This is a genomic window from Enterobacter sp. RIT418, assembly GCF_003057745.1.
Classification (GTDB): domain Bacteria; phylum Pseudomonadota; class Gammaproteobacteria; order Enterobacterales; family Enterobacteriaceae; genus Enterobacter.
The window spans coordinates 155,294-178,848 of sequence record NZ_QBJD02000006.1 but is presented as its reverse complement, the minus strand read 5'-3'; the positions used below and the strand labels follow the sequence as shown (position 1 = coordinate 178,848).

Annotated in this window: 19 protein-coding genes, 1 other RNA gene and 1 pseudogene; 9 read left to right on the top strand and 12 right to left on the bottom strand. The window is 58.6% G+C overall.

The window, feature by feature from the left end; genetic code table 11:
• The first annotated feature begins 41 nt into the window (after positions 1-41).
• The gene (gene rsmI, locus DBY73_RS09230; protein ID WP_112010867.1) at positions 42-905 is read left to right on the top strand and encodes a 16S rRNA (cytidine(1402)-2'-O)-methyltransferase; all 864 of its coding nucleotides are present in this window, start codon (positions 42-44) and stop codon (positions 903-905) included.
• A 54-nt stretch (positions 906-959) separates the two neighbouring features.
• Here rsmI and DBY73_RS09225 read toward each other — a convergent pair whose 3' ends face one another.
• From DBY73_RS09225 to kbaZ, 11 genes are all read right to left on the bottom strand, one after another.
• The gene (locus DBY73_RS09225) at positions 960-2,849 is read right to left on the bottom strand and encodes an enterotoxin (protein ID WP_112010866.1); all 1,890 of its coding nucleotides are present in this window, start codon (positions 2,847-2,849) and stop codon (positions 960-962) included.
• 17 nt (positions 2,850-2,866) lie between these two features.
• Complete coding sequence (locus DBY73_RS09220) at positions 2,867-4,039, bottom strand: PatB family C-S lyase (protein ID WP_112010865.1); 1,173 nt, start codon at positions 4,037-4,039, stop codon at positions 2,867-2,869.
• 12 nt (positions 4,040-4,051) lie between these two features.
• Positions 4,052-5,623, bottom strand: coding sequence for a maltose/glucose-specific PTS transporter subunit IIBC (gene malX / locus DBY73_RS09215; RefSeq protein WP_112010864.1), 1,572 nt, complete (start codon positions 5,621-5,623; stop codon positions 4,052-4,054).
• Between the two features lie 120 nt (positions 5,624-5,743).
• Positions 5,744-6,616 carry a tagatose-bisphosphate aldolase subunit KbaY gene (gene kbaY, locus DBY73_RS09210; RefSeq protein WP_112010863.1) on the bottom strand — a complete coding sequence of 291 codons (873 nt, stop codon included), beginning with the start codon at positions 6,614-6,616 and terminating at the stop codon, positions 5,744-5,746.
• A gap of 12 nt (positions 6,617-6,628) precedes the next feature.
• Positions 6,629-7,774: an SIS domain-containing protein gene (locus tag DBY73_RS09205; protein WP_112010862.1), complete on the bottom strand. Its 1,146-nt coding sequence runs from the start codon at positions 7,772-7,774 to the stop codon at positions 6,629-6,631.
• A gap of 246 nt (positions 7,775-8,020) precedes the next feature.
• Positions 8,021-9,154 carry an N-acetylglucosamine-6-phosphate deacetylase gene (gene nagA, locus DBY73_RS09200; RefSeq protein ID WP_112010861.1) on the bottom strand — a complete coding sequence of 378 codons (1,134 nt, stop codon included), beginning with the start codon at positions 9,152-9,154 and terminating at the stop codon, positions 8,021-8,023.
• Complete coding sequence (gene agaF / locus DBY73_RS09195; RefSeq protein ID WP_112010860.1) at positions 9,151-9,585, bottom strand: PTS galactosamine/N-acetylgalactosamine transporter subunit IIA; 435 nt, start codon at positions 9,583-9,585, stop codon at positions 9,151-9,153. The genes nagA and agaF overlap by 4 nt, the downstream gene beginning before the upstream one ends.
• A 15-nt stretch (positions 9,586-9,600) precedes the next feature.
• The gene (gene agaE / locus DBY73_RS09190) at positions 9,601-10,479 is read right to left on the bottom strand and encodes a PTS N-acetylgalactosamine transporter subunit IID (RefSeq protein WP_112010859.1); all 879 of its coding nucleotides are present in this window, start codon (positions 10,477-10,479) and stop codon (positions 9,601-9,603) included.
• A complete protein-coding gene (agaW, locus tag DBY73_RS09185) occupies positions 10,469-11,248 on the bottom strand; it encodes a PTS N-acetylgalactosamine transporter subunit IIC (protein ID WP_112010858.1) in 780 nt (259 codons plus the stop codon). Before agaW ends, agaE begins: the two co-directional genes overlap by 11 nt.
• A 10-nt stretch (positions 11,249-11,258) precedes the next feature.
• A complete protein-coding gene (gene agaV / locus DBY73_RS09180; protein ID WP_112010857.1) occupies positions 11,259-11,732 on the bottom strand; it encodes a PTS N-acetylgalactosamine transporter subunit IIB in 474 nt (157 codons plus the stop codon).
• Positions 11,733-11,752: 20 nt separating this feature from the next.
• On the bottom strand, positions 11,753-13,060 hold the full coding sequence (gene kbaZ / locus DBY73_RS09175) for a tagatose-bisphosphate aldolase subunit KbaZ (protein WP_112010856.1): 1,308 nt from the start codon (positions 13,058-13,060) through the stop codon (positions 11,753-11,755).
• Between the two features lie 239 nt (positions 13,061-13,299).
• Between kbaZ and DBY73_RS09165 the strand changes: the two genes are divergently transcribed.
• Positions 13,300-14,103, top strand: a complete 804-nt coding sequence (locus tag DBY73_RS09165) for a DeoR family transcriptional regulator (protein WP_112010855.1) — start codon at positions 13,300-13,302, stop codon at positions 14,101-14,103.
• 107 nt (positions 14,104-14,210) lie between these two features.
• Here DBY73_RS09165 and garD read toward each other — a convergent pair whose 3' ends face one another.
• Positions 14,211-15,782 (bottom strand): galactarate dehydratase, encoded by a 1,572-nt coding sequence (garD, locus tag DBY73_RS09160; protein ID WP_112010854.1) that lies wholly within the window; start codon positions 15,780-15,782, stop codon positions 14,211-14,213.
• A 356-nt stretch (positions 15,783-16,138) separates the two neighbouring features.
• Between garD and garL the strand changes: the two genes are divergently transcribed.
• The 7 genes and pseudogenes from garL (at position 16,139) to tdcD (ending at position 23,543) form a co-directional block, all read left to right on the top strand.
• Complete coding sequence (garL, locus tag DBY73_RS09155; RefSeq protein ID WP_112010948.1) at positions 16,139-16,909, top strand: 2-dehydro-3-deoxyglucarate aldolase; 771 nt, start codon at positions 16,139-16,141, stop codon at positions 16,907-16,909.
• A 22-nt stretch (positions 16,910-16,931) separates the two neighbouring features.
• The gene (garR, locus tag DBY73_RS09150; RefSeq protein WP_112010853.1) at positions 16,932-17,825 is read left to right on the top strand and encodes a 2-hydroxy-3-oxopropionate reductase; all 894 of its coding nucleotides are present in this window, start codon (positions 16,932-16,934) and stop codon (positions 17,823-17,825) included.
• Positions 17,826-17,877: 52 nt separating this feature from the next.
• Positions 17,878-18,254: RNase P RNA component class A (rnpB, locus tag DBY73_RS09145), an RNA gene on the top strand.
• Between the two features lie 686 nt (positions 18,255-18,940).
• Positions 18,941-19,863, top strand: a pseudogene (tdcA, locus tag DBY73_RS09140) (transcriptional regulator TdcA).
• Between the two features lie 110 nt (positions 19,864-19,973).
• A complete protein-coding gene (tdcB, locus tag DBY73_RS09135) occupies positions 19,974-20,963 on the top strand; it encodes a bifunctional threonine ammonia-lyase/L-serine ammonia-lyase TdcB (RefSeq protein ID WP_112010947.1) in 990 nt (329 codons plus the stop codon).
• A 9-nt stretch (positions 20,964-20,972) separates the two neighbouring features.
• On the top strand, positions 20,973-22,304 hold the full coding sequence (gene tdcC / locus DBY73_RS09130) for a threonine/serine transporter TdcC (RefSeq protein WP_112010852.1): 1,332 nt from the start codon (positions 20,973-20,975) through the stop codon (positions 22,302-22,304).
• A 30-nt stretch (positions 22,305-22,334) separates the two neighbouring features.
• Positions 22,335-23,543: a propionate kinase gene (gene tdcD, locus DBY73_RS09125; RefSeq protein ID WP_112010851.1), complete on the top strand. Its 1,209-nt coding sequence runs from the start codon at positions 22,335-22,337 to the stop codon at positions 23,541-23,543.
• The last annotated feature ends 12 nt before the right edge of the window (positions 23,544-23,555 follow it).

Sequence of the window (23,555 nt, the reverse complement as noted above, 5' to 3'; positions counted from 1 at the left end):
TACGCAATGCTCAATATTAAATCGGCAATACGGACGAAACAATGAAACAACACGAATCGGCAGATAATTCTCAAGGCCAGCTTTATATTGTACCTACTCCTATCGGGAATTTGTCTGATATTACCCAACGTGCGCTCACCGTACTGCAAGCTGTTGATTTAATTGCCGCTGAAGATACCCGCCACACAGGTTTACTCCTCCAACACTTCGCAATTAACGCCCGCTTGTTTGCCCTGCACGATCACAATGAGCAACAAAAAGCCGAAACGCTGGTGGCAAAGCTGAAAGAGGGGCAAAACATCGCGCTGGTTTCCGATGCCGGAACGCCGCTGATCAACGATCCGGGCTATCATCTGGTGCGCACCTGCCGCGAAGCGGGCATCCGCGTGGTGCCGCTGCCGGGTCCGTGCGCCGCCATTGCCGCGCTAAGCGCCGCGGGCCTGCCGTCCGATCGCTTCTGCTATGAAGGCTTCCTGCCCGCCAAATCCAAAGGCCGTCGCGACGTGTTAAAAGCGCTCGAAGCCGAACCGCGCACCCTGATTTTTTACGAATCCACCCACCGCCTGCTGGAAAGCCTGGAAGATATGGTGACGGTCTGGGGCGGATCCCGCTACGTGGTGCTGGCGCGCGAGCTGACCAAAACCTGGGAAACCATCCACGGCGCGCCGGTAGGGGAGCTGCTCGCATGGGTGAAGGAAGACGAAAACCGCCGCAAAGGCGAGATGGTGCTGATCGTTGAGGGTCATAAAGCACAGGAGGATGCCCTGCCAGCCGACGCGCTGCGCACGCTGGCGCTGCTGCAGGCTGAACTCCCGCTCAAGAAGGCCGCCGCGCTGGCCGCGGAGATCCACGGCGTGAAGAAGAACGCGCTGTATAAATATGCACTGGAGCAGCAGGGGGAGTAAGTCCCCTGCTGTCGATTTGCCGGATAGCGTCTGCGCGTTACCCGGCCTTCCTGTCTATTTCAATGGCAGCGCCTCAAACACCAGCGTCTCCAGCGGCTGCAGGGTAATGACCACCGGTTTTTTATACTCGGTCGGCACGGTTGAATTGCTGCCGTACACCGCCTTCAGGCTGAACTGCGCCGCCTCTCCCGTCGGGATCTCAAAGTCTTTCGTCAGATCCAGATAGTAGCTTTGCGGTTTGTCCGACGGGTTGCGCAGGCCGAGGATAGCTTTGTCCTTGCTCCACGATGCCCAGCCGTAAACCGCAAGCGCCGTCGGGTCGCCGCCAATCCAGTGGGTGTCGACCAGCACGCTGGCGTTATCCCGCGACCACTTCGCCGCTTTCGCCAGCGTGTCCCACTTCGCCTTGTTCAGCATTGACGGGGTAATGTACAGCTCCTGCAATTGGGTGCCGGTGGCGAAATAGCTCCACACCTGATCGGCAAAATCGCTATCCGTCTGTACTTTCTCCAGCCCGTAATAGGCGTGTTCAGCGCTGACGATCCCGTGGTACATCAGCGAGTTCAGCGGGAACAGCGGGCCTTTGCGCACGATGGAGCGATAGGTTTCGGCATCGCGGTAGGTCATCCACTGCTGCACCGGCGTGCCGGGGCCGTACAGGTTGATATCGTCGCCCTGCCGCCAGATGGAATCGGCGTAGAACAGCCAGGACGGGCTGGCGTCGGTACCGGTGGTCAGGTTGATGAACAGGTTCGGATTCGCGCTGCGCATGTTGTGCAGCAGTGCGATTGAGGCGTCAAAATCGGAGGCAAACGGACTGCCCTTGATGTGCGAGTTGGCGTTCCCCATGCCGTCCAGCTTGAACGAGGTAATGTGCTCGTTTTTAATCAGCTTAACGATCTGCTCGTTAAAGTTCTTAAAGTAGTTCGGGCCAGACAGCGCCAGCTTGCCGTCCACCGTTTCAAAACCGTACTCTTTGGCGTGGGAGACGCGAACGTCGCGCGGCTTGTTGTAGCCGCCCCACGGCGAGAGCCACAGGCCGACCGAGCTGTGCAGGCTGTCGGCTTTTTCCTTCACCTTGCCAAAGCCGTTGCTGAACGCCGGGCCAAACAGCCAGCGGCCGGTAAGATCGTCCCAGCCGTCGTCAAGCAGGAACGCATCCAGCGCCACGCCGCGCCCGGTGATAAATTCCTTATTCCACTCGTCCATTCGCCCGAGCACGTCCTGCTCGCTGTAGGGGGTAAAGAAGCCAATATCCATCCAGCTGTTGTAGTGCAGGTACGGCTTATACGGGCGCGGTCGCACGTCGTTGACGAAGGTATTCACGCTGCGGCGCAGCTGGCTGGTTTCCGGGAAGGTACCGAAGTAGGTGGTATAGCTGACCGGCGTCTCGGGCTGGATCGGCGTTTTCAGCTCCACGTTCAGATTGGTGGTGGCCTCGTAGGCGTAGGTATTCACGATCGGCTTATCCGGCAGGATAAAGAACGAATCGGCGACGATCGGCGAGCTGTTGATCGCGCCGTCAACGTAAGGGGCCTGAGACTGCTTTTTGGTTGGGAAGAAGGTGATTTTTGCCACCTCGCGCGGCTGGCCAACGGCCGCGACGGTGTAATCAATGCTGGCGTACTTTCCCTTCACCAGGTTCAGCGCCACGGTCACGTTAAAATCCGGGCGGGTGAAGTTGATGACGATGGCGTTGTCGCGTTTTTCCACGCCTTCGATTTTAAAATCCGCGGCGTGGATTTTAGTTTCATCCGGCAGCGTCAGGAAAAACAGCTCCTGCGGCGCAAGCGGATGATCGGCGAGCTTGTCTTTCACCACCGCCGCGGCGTTGGCATCGTCAAACGAAAGGGCAATCTTGTCGTTTTCCAGCGCGTAGTTCGCCGCCAGCGCGCCGTGTGAAGCCAGCAGGGCAAGCATCGAGAGTGTGAGCACGTTTTTCATCAGGGCAAGATCCTTATTTAATAATGCGTCAGCATTCGTTGAATGGACTGCTCCAGCCAGTAGCGCTGGGTGCCGAAATTAATGCGCAGGTAGTTTTCGCCGTTTTGCACGTAGTGGCTGCCGTCTTCAATGACCACGCCGGCCTGGCGGGCGAAGTGTTCCGTCAGCTGCGTCGCGCTGCGCTCGTCCGCGCTGACGTCTACCCACGCCAGGTACGATGATTCCGGGTTCATCATTTTCCAGGCGGGGAAGTGGGTCTGGATGGCATCCGCCAGATAGCGCGCGTTCCCGCGCAGATAGTCGTTCAGCGCGTCCAGCCACGGCAGGCCGTGCCGGTAGGCGAAGATAATTCCCCATACGCCGAAAATGTTGGGCGAGGTAATGGAGTTTTTCTCCAGCTGCTGGCGAAAGCGCTGGCGCAGGGTCGGGTCGGGGATCATCGAATAGGACGTTTTCAGGCCGCCGAGGTTGAAGGCCTTGTTCGGCGAGGTCAGCACGATCAGGTTCTCCCGCGCGGCGCAGCCCGATGCCAGACAGCTGACAAACTCGCCGTCCAGCAGGTGTTCCGCGTGAACCTCATCGACCACCAGGATCGTGCCGTAGCGCTGGCAAAGATCGGAGACCTGGCGGATCTCATCGGCGCGCCAGATCCGGCCCGAAGGGTTGTGCGGCGAGCAGAAGAACCACAGCGTCGGACGCTGCGTCCTGAGCTGCTCTTCAACCAGGTCAAAATCGAGGTGATAGCGGTTCTCTTCCACGCGCAGCGGATTCGCGAGCACCCGCACGCCCTGGCGCTGCGTGGCCATTGCGAACGGGTCGTATACCGGCGTGTTCATCATCACGCAGTCGCCGGGCGCGCAGAACGCCTGCACCGTGTAGTGCAGCGTGGAAACGGTGCCGTAGGTGAGGGTAATCCACGATTTCTCCACCTCAACCCGATGGCGCGTTTGCTGGAAGTTAATCACCGCGTCGTAAAACTCGTCGAAGCACCACGTGTAGCCGAAGGTGCCGTGCTCCACGATGCGCTGAAAGCCCTCAATCACCGCGGGCGGCGAGGTGAAATCCATGTCGGCAATCCACAGCGGGATAAACCCCTCCGGGACGCTGCCGAAGCGCGAGCAGACGAACGCGTGGTCCCACTTGCGGCACTTGTCGCTTTTGCGCTCAATGATTTTGTCGAAATCAAACACACCAACCCCCTGTTAAATTAACGCTTCAATGCCGGTTTTCACGCTCTGCACCTGCGGACCAATGATCACCTGCACGCTGTGCGCATCCAGCACCACCACCGACAGGGCGCCCGCTTCCTTCAGCGCCTGCTGGTCGATAAGCCCCATATCCTTTACCACCAGGCGCAGGCGGGTGATGCAGTTGTCGAGCGACTCAATGTTCTCTTTGCCGCCCAGCGCGCGCAGGATCAGCCCGTGATCGTATTTTGATTTTCCCCTTGCCCGGGTGTTGGCCTCCACGGCCTGCAGCGCGCCCTGAGGATCCACCTCGCGTCCCGGCGTTTTGATATCGTGCCTGAGGATGTACCAGCGGAAGACGAAGAAGTAGATGGCAAACCAGGCAATGCCGACCGGGAACACCAGGTACCATTTGGTGGACATGCCCTGCATCACGCCGAAGATCAGCAGGTCGAGGATCCCGCCGTCGGTATTACCGATGGTCACGCCCAGCAGCGCCATCACCATCAGCGCCAGGCCGGACATCACGATGTGGAAGGCGTACAGCGCGGGGGCGATAAACAGGAACAGAAACTCGATCGGTTCTGAAATGCCGGTCACCACCGACACCAGCACGCCGGAGAGCAGCAGGCCCTTAATCACCGGGCGGTTTTCCGGCCGCGCGGTGCGATAGATGGCGTAGGCGACCGCCGGAAGGCCAAAGATAAAGGTTGGCATAAAGCCCTGCGACAGGAACGCGGTGACGTGCGGGCTGAACGGCAGGCCCGCCTTCAGCTCGGCGTAGAAGATGTTCAGCGCCCCGGCGACTTCGTGTCCGTTAACCATCTCGATGCCGCCCGCGGGCGTGAAGCGCACCATTGCCAGCAGGATGTGGTGCAGGCCAAACGGCTTGAGCAGCAGCACGCCGACGCCGTAGAGGAACGGGCCAAAGACGCTGGTGCTCTGGATGATGTGGCCGATTCCGGCGATGCCCATCGCAACGTATTCCCACAGCAGCGGAATAAAGAGGCCCACGAGGGAGAGCGTCAGGGCGGTGATAATCGGCACGAAGCGGATGCCGCTAAAGAAGGCGAAGGCGTCGTGCAGCACCGTGTCCTGAAAGCGCTCGTGCAGGAAGTAAGTGATTACCCCCACGACGATGCCGCCCAGCACGCCCATTTCCAGAGTTTGGATCCCGAGCACGATGGACTGGCCCACCTGGCGCATGGTAGCGGCATCGGCGAGCTGGTGGGTGGCGGTCAGGTAATAGTTGATGCTCATGTTCATCAGCATGTAGCCAACAAACCCGGCAAACGCGCCCACGGCCTTATTGCGTTTGGCGAGGCCCATAGGGATCGCCATGGCGAACATCAGCGGAAGATAGGTAAAGGCGAAGCCGCCCACCATCGCGATAAAGCCAAAGGTCAGCTGCGTGAGTTCGCCGCCGAGAAAAGGAAAGCTTTTAATCGTGGAAGGGCTGGTTACCGAGCTGCCGATGCCCAGCAGCAGGCCCATAAACGCCAAAAGGGAGACCGGAAACATAAAGGTCTTTCCCAGGCTCTGAAAAAACGCCCACGCTTTCGATTTAAATGACTTTTCCTGTGTCATGTAGGGTACTCCTCGGAATTTTTTTATGGTAATGGAAGGCGCGGTCGTGAATAAGAACGCGCCTTCATATTTGCGAGGCTTATAGTTATTTTTTAGGTACTGACGTAATGCGCGATGGGATCAGGCTTCTGCCGGTAGCAGCAGTCGGTTAGCCGAGCCGCAAACGGTGATTTTGCTTTTCACCACCTCCTTCATGGCGTTCATGCCGACGCGCATGTAGTAGCGCGGATCGTTGCCCTGCGGGTTTTCGGCAAACCACTCTTTCACCGCGTCGGCAAACGCAATTTTCAGCTCGGTCGCCACGTTCACTTTGCACACGCCCAGCTCGATGGTGCGGCGCACGTCCTCGTCCGGTACGTCGCTCGCGCCGTGCAGCACCAGCGGAATGCTGACCACCTCGCGGATTTCCGCCAGCCGCTGGAAATCGATTTTCGGACGCCTGGTATAGAGCCCGTGCGCGGTGCCGATGGCGACGGCCAGGCTATCAACGCCGGTCAGCTCGACGAAGCGCTTCGCCTCCTGCGGATCGGTCAGAAACGCGCTTTCGGCATCGACGCTCATGTCATCCTCCACGCCGCCCAGGCGGCCCAGCTCGGCCTCTACGCTGCAGTCGTTGAGGTGGCAGAAATCGACCACCGATTTCACCAGCTTCACGTTTTGCTCGAACGGATAGTGGCTGCCGTCGATCATCGCGCTGCGCACGCCCGCGTTCACCTTGCGGCGAATGTCGTCCAGCGACTCGTGGTGGTCGAGGTGCAGCGCCAGCGGCATGTCGTACGTCTGCGAGTAGGCGCTGCACAGGGCGTAGATCTCCTCCAGCGCAATGTGCTTAAAGGTGCCTGGCGTGCCGGCGAGGATCACCGGCGATCGCATTTCGCTGCACGCTTCGAGGATCGCCTGGATCGTCTCGGCGTTATGAATGTTGAACGCGGGCACGGCGTAGCCTTTGGCCTGCGCGTCCTGCAGAAGGTACTTAGTTGAGATAATGCTCATGATGCGGTCCTCTTAGGCCTGCCACGGATGAATAATGACGCCCTGTACGACGCGGTTTACGGTGCCGCTGGCGGACGGCGTATCGGGAGTGTTGCCCACGCTCAGGGACTGGGTGAGCGCGAAGACCTGGGCATACATCAGGAAGCAGAAGGCCTGCTCCACGTCGATAAACGTCCGTGACGGCGGCAGCAGAATGTGCGGCCCGGCTTCGACAATCGGATCGCTTTCTGCGGCAATCGCCACCACGCGCATCGCCTGGCGATCCCTGCGCAGCTCGGCCAGCAGATCCAGATCGTACCGGCGCGTATACGGGTGGCTGGAAACAAACGCGACGATCAGCGTTTCGCCGTCCACCAGCGATTTCGGCCCGTGGCGGAAGCCGGTAGGGGAGTCATAAAACGCGGCCAGCTTGCCCGCCGTCAGCTCCAGCACCTTCAGCGCCGACTCGCGCGCGGCGCCCTGCAGCCCGCCGCTGCCGAGGTAAACAATCCTTTTCCACGGCTCGCTGCCGAACACGCCCTGGCTGAAATCGCCTAACGACGTCAAGATCGCCCGGCAGCGATCGGCCACGTCGCGGAAGGTGGTGGCGTTGATCGTCTCAGGCGCGAAAACCGCCAGGCAGCTCGCCATCATGGTGGTGATGCTGCTGGTCATCGCAAAGCCGCGATCGTGCGTCTCGGCGGGCATCAGCAGGGCATAGGCGTTATCGCTATCGATCGCGTTCTGGTACAGGCTTCCCGCTTCGTTGCAGGTGATAGACAGGTGGTAGCACTCCGGCACGAACTGATTTGCCAGCTCGACCGCCGCGACGCTTTCCGGGCTGTTGCCGGACCGGGCAAACGAGACCAGCAGCAGCGGGTGCGCCGCGCTGAAGTAATCCATCGGATTGGTGACCAGATCCGTCGTGGGCACGGCGCTGATGTTTTTCCCGGTGTGGCTGGCGAGCCACGGCGCGATAATGTCGCCGATAAATGCGGAGGTTCCCGCGCCGGTCAGCACGATCCGCAGGTCGCTTTTGCGCAGCAGCGGCGTCAGGAAGTCGTCGATCGAGGAACGCAGGCTGTCGATGTTGTTGAGCGAGCGGAGCCAGCTGTCGGGCTGCTGGCGGATCTCGCTTTCTGTCCATGTGCCGGTTGCGGCGGTATTCATTTCAGGCATAACTCAGTCCTTAGTCGCGTGAATGTCACTTCAGACGCAGGCAAACGTATTGCTATCTTTCGTTTCGTTTCACTTATTCACTTCAGCAGTTAAATAAAATCTATAGAAAAGAAATCGAAAGTTCAATGAAAGAAAGGAAATAAAACGAAAAGTGTGATCGCAAAGGAAATGCGAACAACGAAGGAAAGGAAAAGAAAGGCCTTGCGATTGGACGTCGCAAGGCCAAATGGACAGACAATGAAAGGTCTACAGGGGGAGAGCCTGACCTTCAATCCAGATATTTTGCAGGTGTAAACCGTCGTCCAGCGCGATCAGGTTTACGCGCTTGCCCGGCCTCAGCGAGCCAAGCTCGCCGTCAATGCCCAGCAGGCGGGCCGGATGCAGCGAAGCCATATGTATCGCCTCTTCAGGCGCTGCGCCTGCCAGCTCGACCATATTCCTCACGGCGGCATCCAGCGAAAGCGTGCTGCCCGCCAGCCCCCCGGACGCGGTGCGCACCACGCCGCTTTGCATAACAACGTATTCACCGCACAGCGTGTACCGCCCGTCGGGCATGCCTGCGGCCTGCATCGCGTCGGTGATTAACACTACGCGATCCTTCGCGCAGCAGGTGCAAAGCCGCATGGCGACCGGATGAACGTGATGACCGTCGGCAATCAGCTCCAGCCAGGCCCGCGCATCGGTAAGCCCTGCGCCCACCATGCCCGGCTCGCGATGGTGCAGCCCGGTCATGCCGTTGTAGCAGTGCACCAGCCCGTCCGCTCCCGCGTCAAACGCGGCGCGGGTTTGCTCGCACGTGGCGGCGCTGTGCCCGAGCATAACGCGCACGCCCCGCTGCTTGAGGTGGCGAATTGCCGCGAGCGCGCCCGCTTTTTCCGGTGCCAGCGCCACCGCGCGCAGCGTGTTCCGCGAGACGGCAATCAGCGCGTCCAGCCCGGCGATGTCCAGCTCCCGAAACAGCTCCGGCGGGTGGGCGCCTTTGTTCTGCGGCGTAAAATACGGGCCTTCCAGATAGCTGCCGAGAACCCTCGCGCCGGGACCGCCGGACTTCACCCGTTGGGCGATGCGCCCAAGTGCCGCATGAATGGCCGCCAGCGGCGCGGTGACGGTCGTGGGCAGAAACGCCCCCACGCCTTCGCGCGCCTTGTGCATGGCTAAGGTATCAAGCACGCCGGGCGCATCGTCCATCACGTCCACGCCCGCACCGCCGTGGACGTGGATATCGATGTAGGCCGGGCAAAGCCGCTCGGCCTCGCGGGCCGTCACGCCCGCAGGAATCGGTTCGATCGCCGTGATGATGCCGTTATCCATGCGCAGCTGGTGGTCGGTAAGCCAGCCCTGTTCCGTGAGCAGGCGGCGCGCGCGCAGCAGCTGGCTCATATGCCTTCCTCGGCGGGAGCGTCCTCGCGACAGCGCGCCAGCTCGTCAACCAGGCTGGTCAGCCCGCGGTGTCCGCACGCCAGCGCCTGCAGGCGAAACGCTTCGCTGCTGAGCCCGTCGCGCTCCAGCACCATCTCCAGTAAGAGCTGAAGATTGGTGCCGGTTATTACTTCGCTACCCGGTCTTTGCATCGCCAGCGTCGAGGCCACGCGAAACGGCGTGCCGCCCAGCAGATCGGTGAGAAACACAATGTCGTGCCGCGCGTCCAGGCCGTTAACCGCCTGCTCAAGCTGTTCGGTGAGCCGCGCCGTGGTGGACGTCTCGGGAAAATCGATAGCGATAAACTGCGGCTGCTCGCCGAGGATCTGCTTCATCGCCTGCTCAAGCCCGCTGGCAAAGCCGCCGTGACCCGTCAAAATAATGCCTAACATCGCAACCTCTTTGCTTTACAGGAAGTGAAGGAACTTGCCGACCACGCCCAGCACCACGGTGATGCCAATCAGGCGCAGCGGGCTCCAGCCGCGGCGCACCAGCCAGAACATGGTCAGGGTGTAGACCAGCGGCAGGAAGGCGGGCATCAGCTTGTCGATGACGTCGGTTTGCAGCTTGACGACCGCATCACCGGCCTTAATCTCCAGCGTGGTGTTGAGGCGCACGTAGGTCGCCACCAGCGCGCCGATGACCGTCATCCCGACGATGGACGCCGCGTGACCAACCTTTTTGGTGTTGGCTTTTATCAGCGGGATCGCCGCCACGCCCATACGGTAGGCGTAGTGCGCCAGGCCAAACCGCAGGCCGAGGTGGACCACGTTAAACAGCACGATAAAGACCACGGCACCCAAAATGGAGCCCTGAAGCGCCAGGCTGGCGCCGATACCGCCGCAGATGGGTAGCAACGTGAGCCAGAACATGGCGTCGCCGATGCCGCCGAGCGGCGCGCCCACGGCAATCTTGGTGCTCTGAATGCTGTTCACGTCCTGCTTGGAGCGCTCCATCGCCAGGATAATGCCGATCACAAACGTCACCAGGAACGGATGGGTATTGAAGAAGCCCATGTGGCCTTTCATGGCGCGCGCGAGGTCCCGCTTGTTGGTGTGGATCTTTTTCAGCGCGGGCAGCAGTCCGTAAAGCCAGCCGGAGGCCTGCATACGCTCGTAGTTAAACGAGGCCTGCAGCAGCATGGAGCGCCAGGCCACGCGGTTGATGTCTTTTTTCGTCAGCTCGGCGCCGATGCCCTGGTCTTCGTAGACGTTTTCATTGACGCCGGTGAGCAGGGTTTCCTCGCTCTCGGACGCGCCCGGCAGAACGGTGTGATTAGATGCCATCTTCAAATTCCTCTTTTTGCGCAGCGGGAGCAGACGGTTCAGGCGATTTTCGCATCAGGTCGATCAGCGCCATGGCCAGCGCGGCGGCGGCAATCGCCAGCACCGGCAGCTTCAGCCAGGCCGCGGCGACAAAGCCGATAATGAAATAGGGGATATAGACGTTTTTCATCATGATCTTCAGCAGCACGGCGAAGCCGATCGCGGGCATGATGCCGCCCGCCACGCCGAGGCCGTCAATCAGGCGCTCCGGCAGGACGTCAATGGCGGTTTTCGCGTGTTCCGCGCCGAAGTAGATCGGCAGGAAAGCGCACAGGAAGTAGAAGAGGCCGAGCGCCAGCAGCGCCAGGTAGTTAACCCGCTCGATGCCGCGGGTATCGGCATTGGCCGCCATGCGGTCGCAGCGGGACATCACCCCGGACATCACCGAGAACAGGAACGTAATCCCCATCTGTACCGCCACCGCGAACGGCACGGCGACCCCTACGGCGACGTCCGGCTTAACGCCCGTGGTGATGGCGAACGTGGTGCCAACAATGGTGCCGATAATGACGTTCGGCGGCTGCGCGCCCGCCAGCGGGGCCAGCCCCATCCAGACCAGCTCCAGCGTACCGCCGGTTAAAATACCGGTGTGCAGATCGCCCAGTATCAGGCCGACCAGCGGCCCAAGCACCACCGGGCGGTGCATATGCGTTAACCCGTTAAACATGTCCAGGCCCGCGATAAAGGCAAGGATGCCTAACGCGAATGCCTGCAATAGACTGATTTCCATTGTGAATCCCTCAGAGTAGTGTAAAGAGATCCAAAGCAGTTTCTGTTGGAACGCCCTGAACGAAGCATTCCACACCGGCGGCCTTCAAACCGTTAAAGGCCGCAACATCGTTAGCGTCTACAGATACCGTTTTGGCAATTTGCCGTTTGCCATTGGCGTAGTGCATGTTTCCCACATTGATACGGGTGACGGGAACGCCGCCTTCCACCAGCCGGAGAAAATCCGCGGGCGATCTGCAGACCAGCAGAATTTTCTGCCGATCGGCGGCGCGGTGAATGTTGTCGATCGTTTTTTGCAGCGACCAAAAGCGCACGGCGATCCCTTCCGCGAGCACCATTTCCATCAGGTTTTGCTGAACCGGATCCTCTGCAACCTCGTCATTGGCCACCAGCACCAGGTTTGCCCCCGCAAACCCCACCCACTGCACGCCGACCTGACCGTGGATCAGGCGTTCATCGATGCGGCATAAAACAATGTTTGGCATAGCGTTTTCCTCGTTTTTAATTATGCGTTTTGAGCCGTTACGCCTTCACAGGCGGTGTGATACTGCCGGAGTATGTCCTGAATGTGGTCAATGATGAGTTCCCGCGGCGTGGAGTTGAGAGCGCCCTCGCGAACTTTTCCGTACTGCAACGGCAGGTACTGGCTGATCAGCGGCAGCGGGATCGGCTCGTCTGCCAGGTTGCGCACCAGCCGATCGAACGCGTCATCAATCTGCGCGTCGGGCCAGTAATAGCGAACGCGGTCAGAGTAGCTGTAGCCGCGCGCCAGCCGCCTCGCGTTGCCGTCGCCGTGGTAGTGGCTTTGCCAGTATTCCGGGCGGTCGAGCATGACGTTTTCCAGCACGTGGCGCAGGCCGGAGCTGGCTTTGGCGGGCAGCAGCTCCTCTTCAATGGCGGCAAGCGAAAACAGCGCTTCACGCAGGGCGAAGGTGAGCGCCGGGCCGACCTTGAGGATCGCGAAGTGATCTTTCACCAGCTGGCGCAGGGCCTGCGGCGTCTGGTAGTCCGTGGAGTGCGCTTCAAATACCAGCGTGTCGTAGGCTTCCACCATCCTGCTGAGCGCGACGGCTTTCTGCGGCTGATAGTCGCAGACGTTCGCATGGTCGAACTCGACGCCGGGCTGCACCACCAGGCCGATGATGCGCGGCCAGATGTCGCTTAGCCCTTCCTTTTCGAAGGCGTGACGATGCGCCTCAAGGGTGGCGCGTGCCGCCTCCGGCGTGGTGACTTCCAGCTCGGTCAGCGTTTCGTGCGCGCCGCCGGGGACGGGAACCTCGGTGCCGATGACGTAGACCAGGTCGGATATGCCAAAGCACTCACGGCAGGTCTTTTCGGCAATCCTGGCCAGACCCGCCGCGCGTTCGGCGACGATGGCGTCGGTTAAGGGGATCGGATCGTCTTCACAGGACATGCTGCAGTCGAGGTGGATCTTTTTGAACCCGGCGGCGACGTAGCTTTTGATCAGATCTTCCGCGTTCGCCATCGCCTGCTGCGCCGGCTGGTTTTGCCAGCGGTTCGGGCCAAGATGATCCCCGCCGAGGATCAGCTGCGAGGTTGGGAAACCGAGCGACTCGGCCAGCCGGCAGACAAACCCGTAAAAATCGGCGGGCGTCATGCCGGTGTAGCCGCCAAACTGATCCACCTGGTTGGAGGTGGCCTCAATCAGCAGCGGCGTTTGATGCGTATGGGCGTAACGAATTGCGGCTTCAAGAACCAGCGGATGCGCGGAACAGACGGCGTAGATCCCGTTGGTATTCCCCCGTTTATGGTGTTCCACCATTTCTGTCAGATGTTTCACTTTCCTCTCCATTTCGGATGGTGACGGCATTCATCTTTCGTTTTGTTTCATTTGATACTGCATTATGGTGTGGTAAAAATAAAACGAAAGATAATAGTTTTCCGATCTGTTTCACAAAAGAAACATAATGAAAGGTTTCAGCGCCCGTATTGTTGTCATCCTGGGGTGAGGGATAACTTGCATTTGCGTAAAAGAAAGGCGTTAATAGGCAAAACGAAATGAAACGAAAGTTTATTGATTAAGGAGCTCGTATGAGCAGCACCGATTCATCCGCGGAAAAGCGCATCACCGGCACCAGCGAAAGGCGAGAGCAGATTATTCAGCGGTTGCGGGCGCAGGGAAGCGTGCAGGTTAACGATCTTTCTCATTTATATGGCGTTTCCACCGTGACGATCCGTAACGATCTGGCGTTTCTTGAAAAGCAGGGCATTGCGGTTCGCGCCTACGGCGGCGCGCTGATTTGCGAAGGCAATGCGCCAGGCGCGGAGCCTTCTGTTGAAGATAAAAGCTCGCTGAACACCGCGGTGAAGCGCAGCATTGCGCAGGCGGCGGCCGATCTGGTGAAGCCGGGGCATCGCATCATTCTGGACTCGGGTACCACGACGTTTGAAATCGCCCGCATGCTGCGCCAGCATACCGACGTGATCGCCATGACCAACGGCATGAACGTGGCGAATGCGCTGCTGGAGGCGGAAGGGGTGGAGCTGCTGATGACCGGCGGACACTTACGCCGTCAGTCGCAATCCTTCTACGGTGACCAGGCGGAGCAGTCGCTGCAAAATTACCACTTTGACCTGCTGTTTCTCGGCGTCGACGCCATCGATCTCGATCGCGGCGTCAGCACCCACAACGAAGACGAGGCGCGGCTAAACCGCAAGATGTGCGAGGTGGCGGAACGCATTATCGTCGTGACCGATTCCAGCAAGTTTAACCGCTCAAGCCTGCACAAGATTATCGATACGCAGCGCATTGATATGATTATCGTTGATGAAGGGATACCGGTTGAAAGCCTGGAAGGGTTGCGTAAGAGCGGAATTGAGGTGGTGCTGGTGTAAGGGAGTGCTACCCCTCACCCTAACCCTCTCCCCAAAGGGGAGAGGGGACCGTTCGGTGCGATTTTCACCCTCTCCCCAAAGGGGAGAGGGCAGGGTAAGGGGAATCATCACGTCACCGGAGCCGGGTTAAACACCGCCAGCTGGTTATGCAATCCCCACTGGTCGGAAAACGTTTTTTTACGCCCGCTCGCCACGTCCAGAATGAAGTGGAACAGCTTCCAGCCCACGTCCTCAATGCTCTCTTCGCCCGTGGCAATGGTCCCCGCGTTAATGTCCATTAGATCGTACCAGCGGTTTGCCAGCTCGGTGCGGGTCGCCATCTTGATCACCGGTACCGCCATCAGCCCGTACGGCGTGCCGCGCCCGGTCGTAAATACCTGCACCGTAATGCCGGACGCCACCTGCTGCGTGCCGCAGACGAAATCGCTGGCAGGGGTCGCCGCGTAGATTAGCCCGCGCTTCGTCGGACGCTGGCCCGGCGAGAGCACTTCGACAATCGCGCTCTGGCCGGACTTGGCAATCGAGCCGAGGGCTTTTTCCACCACGTTCGCCAGGCCGCCCTTTTTGTTGCCCGGAGACGGGTTCGCGCTGCGATCCGTTTTGCCCATATCCAGATAATTATCGTACCAGGCCATCTCCTCCAGCAGGCGCTTGCCCACTTCTTCGTTGACGGCGCGGGGCGTGAGCAGGTGAATGGCGTCGCGCACTTCGGTCACCTCGGAGAACATCACCGTGGCGCCGCAGCGCACAAACAGGTCCGACGCATAGCCGACCGCCGGGTTGGCCGTGACGCCGGAAAACGCGTCGCTGCCGCCGCACTGCGTTCCCACCACCAGCTCGGAGGCCGGGCAGGTTTCGCGCTGGCGCTGGTTGAGCTTCTCCAGATGGCGCTCCGCGACCTGAATAATGTCGTCGACCATCGATCTAAAGCCCACGTGACGCTCGTCCTGCAGGCGCACGATGCTGGCGCTGTCCACCGCAATAGCCTGCACGTCCTCCGTGCCCTGGAGCAGGCGTTCAGGCTGAAGCTTCTCGCAGCCCAGCCCGATGACCATAATCTCACCGCCAAAATTGGGGTTCAGGGCGATATTGTGAATGGTTCGGATAGGCACCACGGCGGCGGGCGCGTTGATCGCCACGCCGCAGCCGTAAAGGTGGTTAAGACCGACCACGCCATCGACGTTCGCGTATTTCGGCAGAAGGTCGCGCTCGATAATTTTCACCACGTAATCCACAACGCCCGCCACGCAGTGCACGCTGGTGGTAATGCCCAGCAGATTTTTGGTGCCCACGCTGCCGTCGGCGTTGCGGTAGCCTTCGAAGGTATAGCCCTCCAGCGGCGGGAGCGGCTCCGGCACGCGCGTCGCCAGCGGCAGCGTGTTCAGCGGCGGGGCTTCGGGCAGTTCAACCAGCGATTCCTCTACCCAGCTGCCGCGTGAGATAGCCCGCACCGCGTGGCCGATCGTTTCGCCATAGCGCACGATTTCGCCGCCCGCGGGAATATCCACCAGCGCAACCTTATGCCCCTGCGGGATATGCTCAATCAGCGTCAGCCCATCGGGAAAGCGGGTTCCGGCCTTCAGGCCATTGTCGTTAACAATAATCGCCACGTTATCGGTGTCGTGAACTTTTATATAAAACGCCGTCAGCGGCGATTGTCGAATTTCAATGTCGGCCATTGCTCACTATTCTCCAGCAAAGAGTCTGATAATCATTGCAGCCAATTTTCTTATGGCAGAAATAAATACGCGGCTTTCAGAAATAAAGCATGTCAGGAGAATAGACGAGAAAATGTGATAGCGATCGCGCCCGAACCCGCGATGTCTGATTCTGTGCATCAGCGCCCAGTGGTTCGTGCATATGCTCAAAATATTATAAAAATGCGGCGTGATGCTTGAGCATTAAAACAATGTGCCGCCGGGAAGCGGGCATTATACTGAATGTCGATTTTATCACGCTGAAATTACGTCAGAGAATAAAAAAGCGGGCAAATATAAATACCGAATACGGCTGCGGAATTAAAAAGGTAAACGCGATGAATAACGATATCTTCCCGAACAGGTTTAAAGCTGCGCTGGCGGCACACCAGGTCCAGATTGGCTGCTGGTCCGCGCTGGCGAACCCCGTCAGTACCGAAGTGCTCGGCCTGGCCGGATTCGACTGGCTGGTGCTGGACGGAGAACATGCGCCAAACGACATCACCACCTTCATTCCACAGCTGATGGCGCTAAAGGGCAGCAGCAGCGCGCCGGTGGTGCGCGTGCCGACCAACGAACCGGTGATTATCAAACGCCTTCTGGATATCGGTTTTTATAACTTCCTGATCCCGTTTGTGGAAACCGAGGAAGAGGCGGTACGGGCCGTGGCTTCAACCCGCTACCCGCCGGAGGGCATTCGCGGCGTTTCCGTTTCTCACCGCGCCAATATGTTCGGCACCGTGCCGGACTACTTTGCGCAGTCGAACAAGAACATCACCATTTTGGTGCAGATTGAGAGCCAGCAGGGCGTGGATAACGTTGACGCCATCGCCTCCACCGACGGCGTAGACGGTATCTTCGTCGGGCCGAGCGACCTGGCCGCGGCGTTAGGCCACCTGGGCAATGCCGGTCATCCCGAGGTGCAGCGGGCGATCCAGCACATTTTTGCGCGTGCCAAAGCGCACGGTAAACCGTCCGGCATTCTGGCCCCGGCTGAGGCGGACGCGCGCCGCTACCTTGAGTGGGGCGCGACCTTTGTGGCCGTCGGCAGCGACCTGGGCGTGTTTCGCACCGCCACGCAGAAGCTTGCGGACGCTTTTAAAAAATAACCATCCTTGAGGAAAACAGATTATGACGCTGAAAGTGGGTTTTATTGGCCTGGGCATCATGGGCAAACCAATGAGCAAAAACCTCATCAAAGCCGGTTACTCGCTGGTGGTTTCCGATCGTAACCCTGAATCGGTGGCTGAGGTGATTGCCGCCGGTGCGGAAGCGGCGTCCACCGCGAAGGCCATTGCCGAGCAGTGCGACGTGATTATCACCATGCTGCCGAACTCTCCGCACGTGAAAGAGGTCGCGCTGGGAGAGAACGGCATTATTGAGGGCGCGAAGCCGGGCCTGGTGGTGATCGACATGAGCTCCATTGCGCCGCTCGCGAGCCGCGAAATCAGCGAGGCGCTGAAGGCGAAAGGCGTGGATATGCTGGACGCGCCGGTCAGCGGAGGCGAGCCAAAAGCGATCGACGGCACGCTGTCGGTGATGGTGGGTGGCGATAAGGCTATTTTCGACAAATATTACGATCTGATGAAAGCGATGGCCGGCTCGGTGGTGCATACCGGCGAGATCGGCGCGGGCAACGTGACCAAGCTGGCAAACCAGGTGATTGTGGCGCTGAACATCGCGGCGATGTCGGAAGCCCTGACGCTGGCAACCAAGGCCGGGGTTAACCCCGATCTGGTGTATCAAGCCATCCGCGGCGGCCTGGCGGGCAGCACCGTGCTGGATGCGAAAGCGCCAATGGTGATGGATCGCAACTTTAAGCCGGGATTCCGCATCGACCTGCACATTAAAGACCTGGCGAACGCACTGGATACCTCCCACGGCGTGGGCGCGCAGCTGCCGCTAACGGCTGCGGTGATGGAGATGATGCAGGCGCTGCGCGCGGACGGCATGGGCACCGCGGACCACAGCGCGCTGGCGTGCTACTACGAGAAGCTGGCGAAGGTGGAAGTCTCCCGCGCGTAAGGATGCATACCCAAGGGTGACAGCGGGGCGCAAACCCTCTATACTGCGCGCCGAAGCTGACCAGACAGTCGCCGCTTCGTCGTCGTCCCTTTCGGGGGAGACGGGCGGAGGGGAGGAAAGTCCGGGCTCCATAGGGCAGGGTGCCAGGTAACGCCTGGGGGGGAAACCCACGACCAGTGCAACAGAGAGCAAACCGCCGATGGCCCGCGCAAGCGGGATCAGGTAAGGGTGAAAGGGTGCGGTAAGAGCGCACCGCGCGGCTGGTAACAGTCCGTGGCACGGTAAACTCCACCCGGAGCAAGGCCAAATAGGGGTTCACATGGTACGGCCCGTACTGAACCCGGGTAGGCTGCTTGAGCCAGTGAGCGATTGCTGGCCTAGATGAATGACTGTCCACGACAGAACCCGGCTTATCGGTCAGCTTCAACTTCTTCCAGAACCCCGCTCCGGCGGGGTTTTTGCTTCAGGGAGTGCAGGTCGGGTAAGCGCCGCGCCACCTGACAACCCCACAAACGACATCAATTCTCATTTTTGCGACGCTAAGCACATTTCACTGCTTTCCTTTCGTCGATGCGCTCACCCTGCCTGTATACGATCGCAATCACAAAATTTCGCGCTGAAAAGGTGCTGATTTTTAGTGTTGTCAATTTGTTGGCGATGTTGATTCATTGGGGTGAAATGTTTTCTTATTTGATAAATAAATATTGAATATCAAAACATTTACCTGATGAATGTGTGACCTGTTCCACTGTTTATGCTGCGCTGCACTTATTATTATTCCCTTATTTGATAAATTACAAAAATGTTTTAGGCAACATTTGGTTGTTTATTCACCTTTAATTGATTGAAAGTTAGTCTTTATTGATATTCTGTTGAGGAAGGAAATATTTAAGGTTATCGCCATAAAATAAATTTATTACTGCTATTTTTATTGACGTATATCAGCGAAAAGTCATTAAGAGTGCAAGCTAACGTATTGATATTATTTGTTTTTTATTGGTTTTTGTAGGGTGTGTAATTAGTGCGAAAAGACGAATTGTGAGTAACAGCACATACCCTTCACGACAATATTGAGTAGAATCCACGGCGTCATAGGGAAATAAGCGCAGAATATTATGAACACTATTATTCTACCGAAAACACAGCACCTCGTGGTATTTCAGGAAGTCATTAAAAGTGGCTCCATAGGTTCTGCTGCAAGACAACTTGGCCTGACGCAGCCCGCCGTCAGCAAAATCATCAACGATATTGAATCCTACTTCGGCGTAGAGGGATGGTCCGCAAAAATACCGGCGTGAAGCTGACCGCCGCAGGTCAGGTGCTGCTGTCGTACTCTGAGTCGATCACCCGCGAAATGAAAAACATGGTGAGCGAGATCAACAGCCTCAGCTTTAGCACCGTCATGGACGTCTCGTTTGGCTATCCGTCGCTGATTGGTTTCACCTTCCTGTCGGAGATGATCAAAAAGTTCAAGGAAGTGTTCCCGAAGGCGCGCGTTTCGATGTACGAAGCCCAGCTCTCTTCGTTCCTGCCCGCCATCCGCGACGGACGTCTGGATTTTGCCATCGGCACGCTCAGCGATGAGATGCTGCTGCAGGACCTTCACGTCGAGCCGCTGTTTGAATCCGAGTTTGTGCTGGTGGCCAGCAAATCACGAACGTGCACCGGATCGACAACCCTGGCATCGCTCACGCATGAACATTGGGTGATGCCGCAAACCGATATGGGCTACTACAAAGAACTTCTGACCACCCTGCAAGACAACCACATCAGCATTGAAAATATCGTCCAGACCGATTCGGTCGTTACCATTTATAACCTTGTCCTCAATGCCGACTACCTGACGGTTATTCCTCGCGACATGATTGCGCCGTTCGGTTCCGATCAGTTTATCGTGCTGCCGGTTGAGGACGAGCTGCCCGTGGCGCGCTACGCCGCCGTGTGGTCAAAAAATTACCGCATAAAAAAATCGGCTTCCGTATTAGTCGAGCTGGCTAAACAATATTCATCCCAGAACGACGCGCGACGACGATGTTGAATTGATCCGTTAATCCATCAGAACGTTTTTAAAACACCCAGAGCGGCATTATTGAGGCTCTGAAATCCAGGCTTTGCCCGAAAACAATGAATTATTATAACGAGGATATTATGCACATTACCTACGACCTCCCGGTAACCATCGACGATATTCAGGACGCCAGAAAACGCCTGGCAGGAAAAATATATAAAACCGGCATGCCGCGCTCGAATTACCTCAGCGAACGCTGCAAGGGGGAAATCTTCCTCAAGTTTGAGAATATGCAACGTACCGGCTCGTTTAAGATCCGCGGCGCGTTTAATAAATTAAGCTCGCTGACCGATGCGGAAAAACGCAAGGGCGTAGTCGCCTGCTCGGCGGGTAACCACGCCCAGGGCGTTTCGCTCTCCTGCGCGATGCTCGGCATTGACGGAAAAGTGGTGATGCCGATGGGCGCGCCAAAATCTAAAGTCGCCGCCACGCGTGACTACTCGGCGGAAGTGGTGTTGCACGGCGAGAACTTCAACGACACTATCGCCAAAGTGAGCGAAATCGTCGAGACGGAAGGGCGCATTTTCATCCCGCCTTACGACGATGCCAAAGTCATAGCCGGGCAGGGCACCATCGGCCTCGAAATTCTCGAAGACCTCTACGACGTTGATAACGTGATTGTGCCCATCGGCGGCGGCGGATTAATCGCCGGGATCGCCACGGCGATTAAATCCATTAACCCGACGATTAATATCATCGGCGTGCAGTCTGAAAATGTGCACGGCATGGCGGCATCGTATTATGCCGGCGAAATAATGAACCATCGCGTCACCGGCACGCTCGCGGACGGATGCGATGTTTCTCGCCCGGGTAATTTAACCTTCCAGATCGTTCGTGAACTGGTTGATGACATTGTGCTGGTCAGCGAAGACGAAATTCGCGACAGCATGATTGCCTTAATTCAGCGAAATAAAGTGATCACCGAAGGCGCAGGCGCGCTGGCCTGCGCGGCGCTATTAAGCGGCAAGCTTGACCACTACATTCAGGGGCGAAAAACCGTCAGCATTATTTCCGGCGGCAATATCGATCTTTCCCGTGTTTCCCAAATTACCGGCTTCGTTGACGCGTAAGGATGACCTATGAGCAACACTGAAAGCATTACCGTTGGCCAGACAAAAACGTCCACCTGGCGTAAGTCTGATACCACCTGGACGCTCGGCCTGTTTGGCACCGCCATTGGCGCAGGCGTGCTGTTCTTCCCGATCCGCGCAGGGTTTGGCGGCCTGATCCCCATCCTGCTGATGCTGTTACTCGCCTACCCGATTGCCTTCTACTGCCACCGCGCGCTGGCGCGCCTGTGCCTGTCCGGCAGCAACGTCTCCGGGAACATTACGGAAACGGTGGAAGAACATTTCGGCAAGACCGGCGGGGTGGTGATCACCTTCCTCTACTTCTTTGCGATTTGCCCCCTGCTGTGGATTTACGGCGTCACCATTACCAACACCTTTATGACCTTCTGGGAAAACCAGCTCCAGCTGCCCGCGCTGAACCGTGGCTTCGTGGCGCTGTTCCTGCTGCTGCTGATGGCCTTCGTTATCTGGTTCGGTAAAGACCTGATGGTGAAGGTGATGAGCTTCCTGGTGTTCCCGTTTATCGCCAGCCTGGTGCTGATCTCCCTGTCGCTCATCCCTTACTGGAACTCCGCGGTCATTGACCAGGTGAACCTGAGCGATATCGCCTTCACCGGCCACGACGGCATTCTGGTGACGGTCTGGCTGGGGATTTCCATCATGGTCTTCTCCTTTAACTTCTCGCCGATTGTCTCCTCATTCGTGGTTTCGAAGCGCGAAGAGTATGAGCCAGAGTTCGGGAAGGAATTCACCGAGCAGAAATGTTCCAAAATCATCAGCCGCGCCAGCATGCTGATGGTGGCGGTGGTGATGTTCTTCGCCTTTAGCTGCCTGTTCACGCTCTCCCCGCAGAACATGGCGGAGGCCAAGGCGCAGAACATTCCGGTGCTCTCCTACCTGGCCAACCACTTTGCGTCAATGTCGGGCAGCAAGTCGACGTTTGCCACGGTGCTGGAGTACGGGGCGTCCATCATCGCACTGGTGGCGATCTTCAAATCCTTCTTCGGCCACTACCTGGGCACGCTGGAAGGGCTGAACGGCCTGGTGCTGAAGTTCGGCTACAAGGGCGACAAGAAGAAAGTGTCGGTGGGCAAGCTGAACACTATCAGCATGATTTTCATCATGGGCTCCACCTGGGTGGTGGCCTACGCCAACCCGAACATTCTTGACCTTATTGAAGCGATGGGCGCGCCGATTATCGCCTCGCTGCTGTGCCTGCTGCCGATGTACGCCATCCGCAAAACGCCCGCGCTGGCGAAATACAAAGGCAGAACGGAGAACATCTTCGTCACCGTTGTCGGCCTGCTGACCATTCTGAATATCGTTTACAAACTGTTCTAAACCAAGGCTCAGGATGAGCGGAGCAACACCATGATTGAGTTTCCGGTAGTACTGGTTATTAACTGCGGATCGTCCTCCGTGAAGTTTTCGGTGCTGGACGCCACAAGCTGCGAGGCCCTGGTGACGGGGCTTGCAGACGGTATTAACACTGCAGAGGCCTTTATTTCCGTGAACGGGGGCGAGCCGGTAAAGCTGGCTCGCCAGGACTACGAAGGGGCGCTGGCCGCCATCGCCCTTGAGCTGGAAAAACGCGACCTGATGAGCAGCGTGGCCTATATAGGCCACCGCATTGCCCACGGCGGCGCGCTGTTCAGCGAGTCGACCCCGATCACCGATGAGGTTATTGAGCAGATCCGCCAGGTTTCACCGCTGGCACCTTTGCACAACTACGCCAACCTGAGCGGCGTGGAGGCGGCGGAGCGCCTGTTTCCGAACGTGCAGCAGGTGGCGGTTTTCGACACTAGCTTCCACCAGACGCTGGCGCCGGAGGCGTATCTGTACGGCCTGCCGTACCGCTACTTCGAAGAGCTGGGCGTGCGCCGCTACGGCTTCCACGGCACCTCTCACCGCTACGTGGCGGGCCGGGCGCACGCGCTGCTCGGGCTGTCGCCTGACGACAGCGGGCTGGTGATTGCCCACCTGGGCAACGGCGCGTCCATCTGCGCGGTGCGCAACGGTGAAAGCGTGGATACCTCGATGGGCATGACGCCGCTGGAAGGGCTGATGATGGGCACGCGCTGTGGCGACGTCGATTTTGGCGCGATGGCGTGGATCGCCCAGCAGACGGGGCAGTCGTTTGAGGATCTGGAGCGGGTGGTGAACAAGGAGTCCGGGCTGCTGGGGATCTCCGGCATCTCTTCGGATCTGCGCGCGCTGGAGAAGGCGTGGCACGCGGGGAACGCGCGCGCCCAGCTGGCGATCCAGACCTTTGTCCACCGCATCGCGCGGCATATTGCCGGGCACGCGGCGTCGCTGCACCGTCTCGACGCGGTGATATTCACCGGCGGCATTGGCGAAAACTCAGCGCTAATCCGCGCGCTGGTGGCCGAACGCCTTCAGGTCTTTGGCATCACCCTGGACGAGGCCCAAAACGCCCTGCCGGGCAGCGCGGCCGAGCGCGTGATTTCCAGCGCATCCTCCCGGGTCGCCTGCGCGGCAATCCCGACCAATGAAGAAAAAATGATCGCGCTCGACGCCCTCCGCCTTGGGAAGGTTGCGTCGGCTGCGGCTTACGCCTGATAAAGCGAGAAT

Excerpts from the sequence above, each read along its gene's own strand:
- rsmI (WP_112010867.1), top strand. The coding sequence starts at position 42 with ATGAAACAACACGAATCGGCAGATAATTCTCAAGGCCAGCTTTATATT.
- DBY73_RS09225 (WP_112010866.1), bottom strand. The coding sequence starts at position 2,849 with ATGAAAAACGTGCTCACACTCTCGATGCTTGCCCTGCTGGCTTCACAC.
- malX (WP_112010864.1), bottom strand. The coding sequence starts at position 5,623 with ATGACACAGGAAAAGTCATTTAAATCGAAAGCGTGGGCGTTTTTTCAG.
- kbaY (WP_112010863.1), bottom strand. The coding sequence starts at position 6,616 with ATGAGCATTATCTCAACTAAGTACCTTCTGCAGGACGCGCAGGCCAAA.
- DBY73_RS09205 (WP_112010862.1), bottom strand. The coding sequence starts at position 7,774 with ATGCCTGAAATGAATACCGCCGCAACCGGCACATGGACAGAAAGCGAG.
- nagA (WP_112010861.1), bottom strand. The coding sequence starts at position 9,154 with ATGAGCCAGCTGCTGCGCGCGCGCCGCCTGCTCACGGAACAGGGCTGG.
- agaF (WP_112010860.1), bottom strand. The coding sequence starts at position 9,585 with ATGTTAGGCATTATTTTGACGGGTCACGGCGGCTTTGCCAGCGGGCTT.
- agaE (WP_112010859.1), bottom strand. The coding sequence starts at position 10,479 with ATGGCATCTAATCACACCGTTCTGCCGGGCGCGTCCGAGAGCGAGGAA.
- agaW (WP_112010858.1), bottom strand. The coding sequence starts at position 11,248 with ATGGAAATCAGTCTATTGCAGGCATTCGCGTTAGGCATCCTTGCCTTT.
- agaV (WP_112010857.1), bottom strand. The coding sequence starts at position 11,732 with ATGCCAAACATTGTTTTATGCCGCATCGATGAACGCCTGATCCACGGT.
- kbaZ (WP_112010856.1), bottom strand. The coding sequence starts at position 13,060 with ATGGAGAGGAAAGTGAAACATCTGACAGAAATGGTGGAACACCATAAA.
- DBY73_RS09165 (WP_112010855.1), top strand. The coding sequence starts at position 13,300 with ATGAGCAGCACCGATTCATCCGCGGAAAAGCGCATCACCGGCACCAGC.
- garD (WP_112010854.1), bottom strand. The coding sequence starts at position 15,782 with ATGGCCGACATTGAAATTCGACAATCGCCGCTGACGGCGTTTTATATA.
- garL (WP_112010948.1), top strand. The coding sequence starts at position 16,139 with ATGAATAACGATATCTTCCCGAACAGGTTTAAAGCTGCGCTGGCGGCA.
- garR (WP_112010853.1), top strand. The coding sequence starts at position 16,932 with ATGACGCTGAAAGTGGGTTTTATTGGCCTGGGCATCATGGGCAAACCA.
- tdcB (WP_112010947.1), top strand. The coding sequence starts at position 19,974 with ATGCACATTACCTACGACCTCCCGGTAACCATCGACGATATTCAGGAC.
- tdcC (WP_112010852.1), top strand. The coding sequence starts at position 20,973 with ATGAGCAACACTGAAAGCATTACCGTTGGCCAGACAAAAACGTCCACC.
- tdcD (WP_112010851.1), top strand. The coding sequence starts at position 22,335 with ATGATTGAGTTTCCGGTAGTACTGGTTATTAACTGCGGATCGTCCTCC.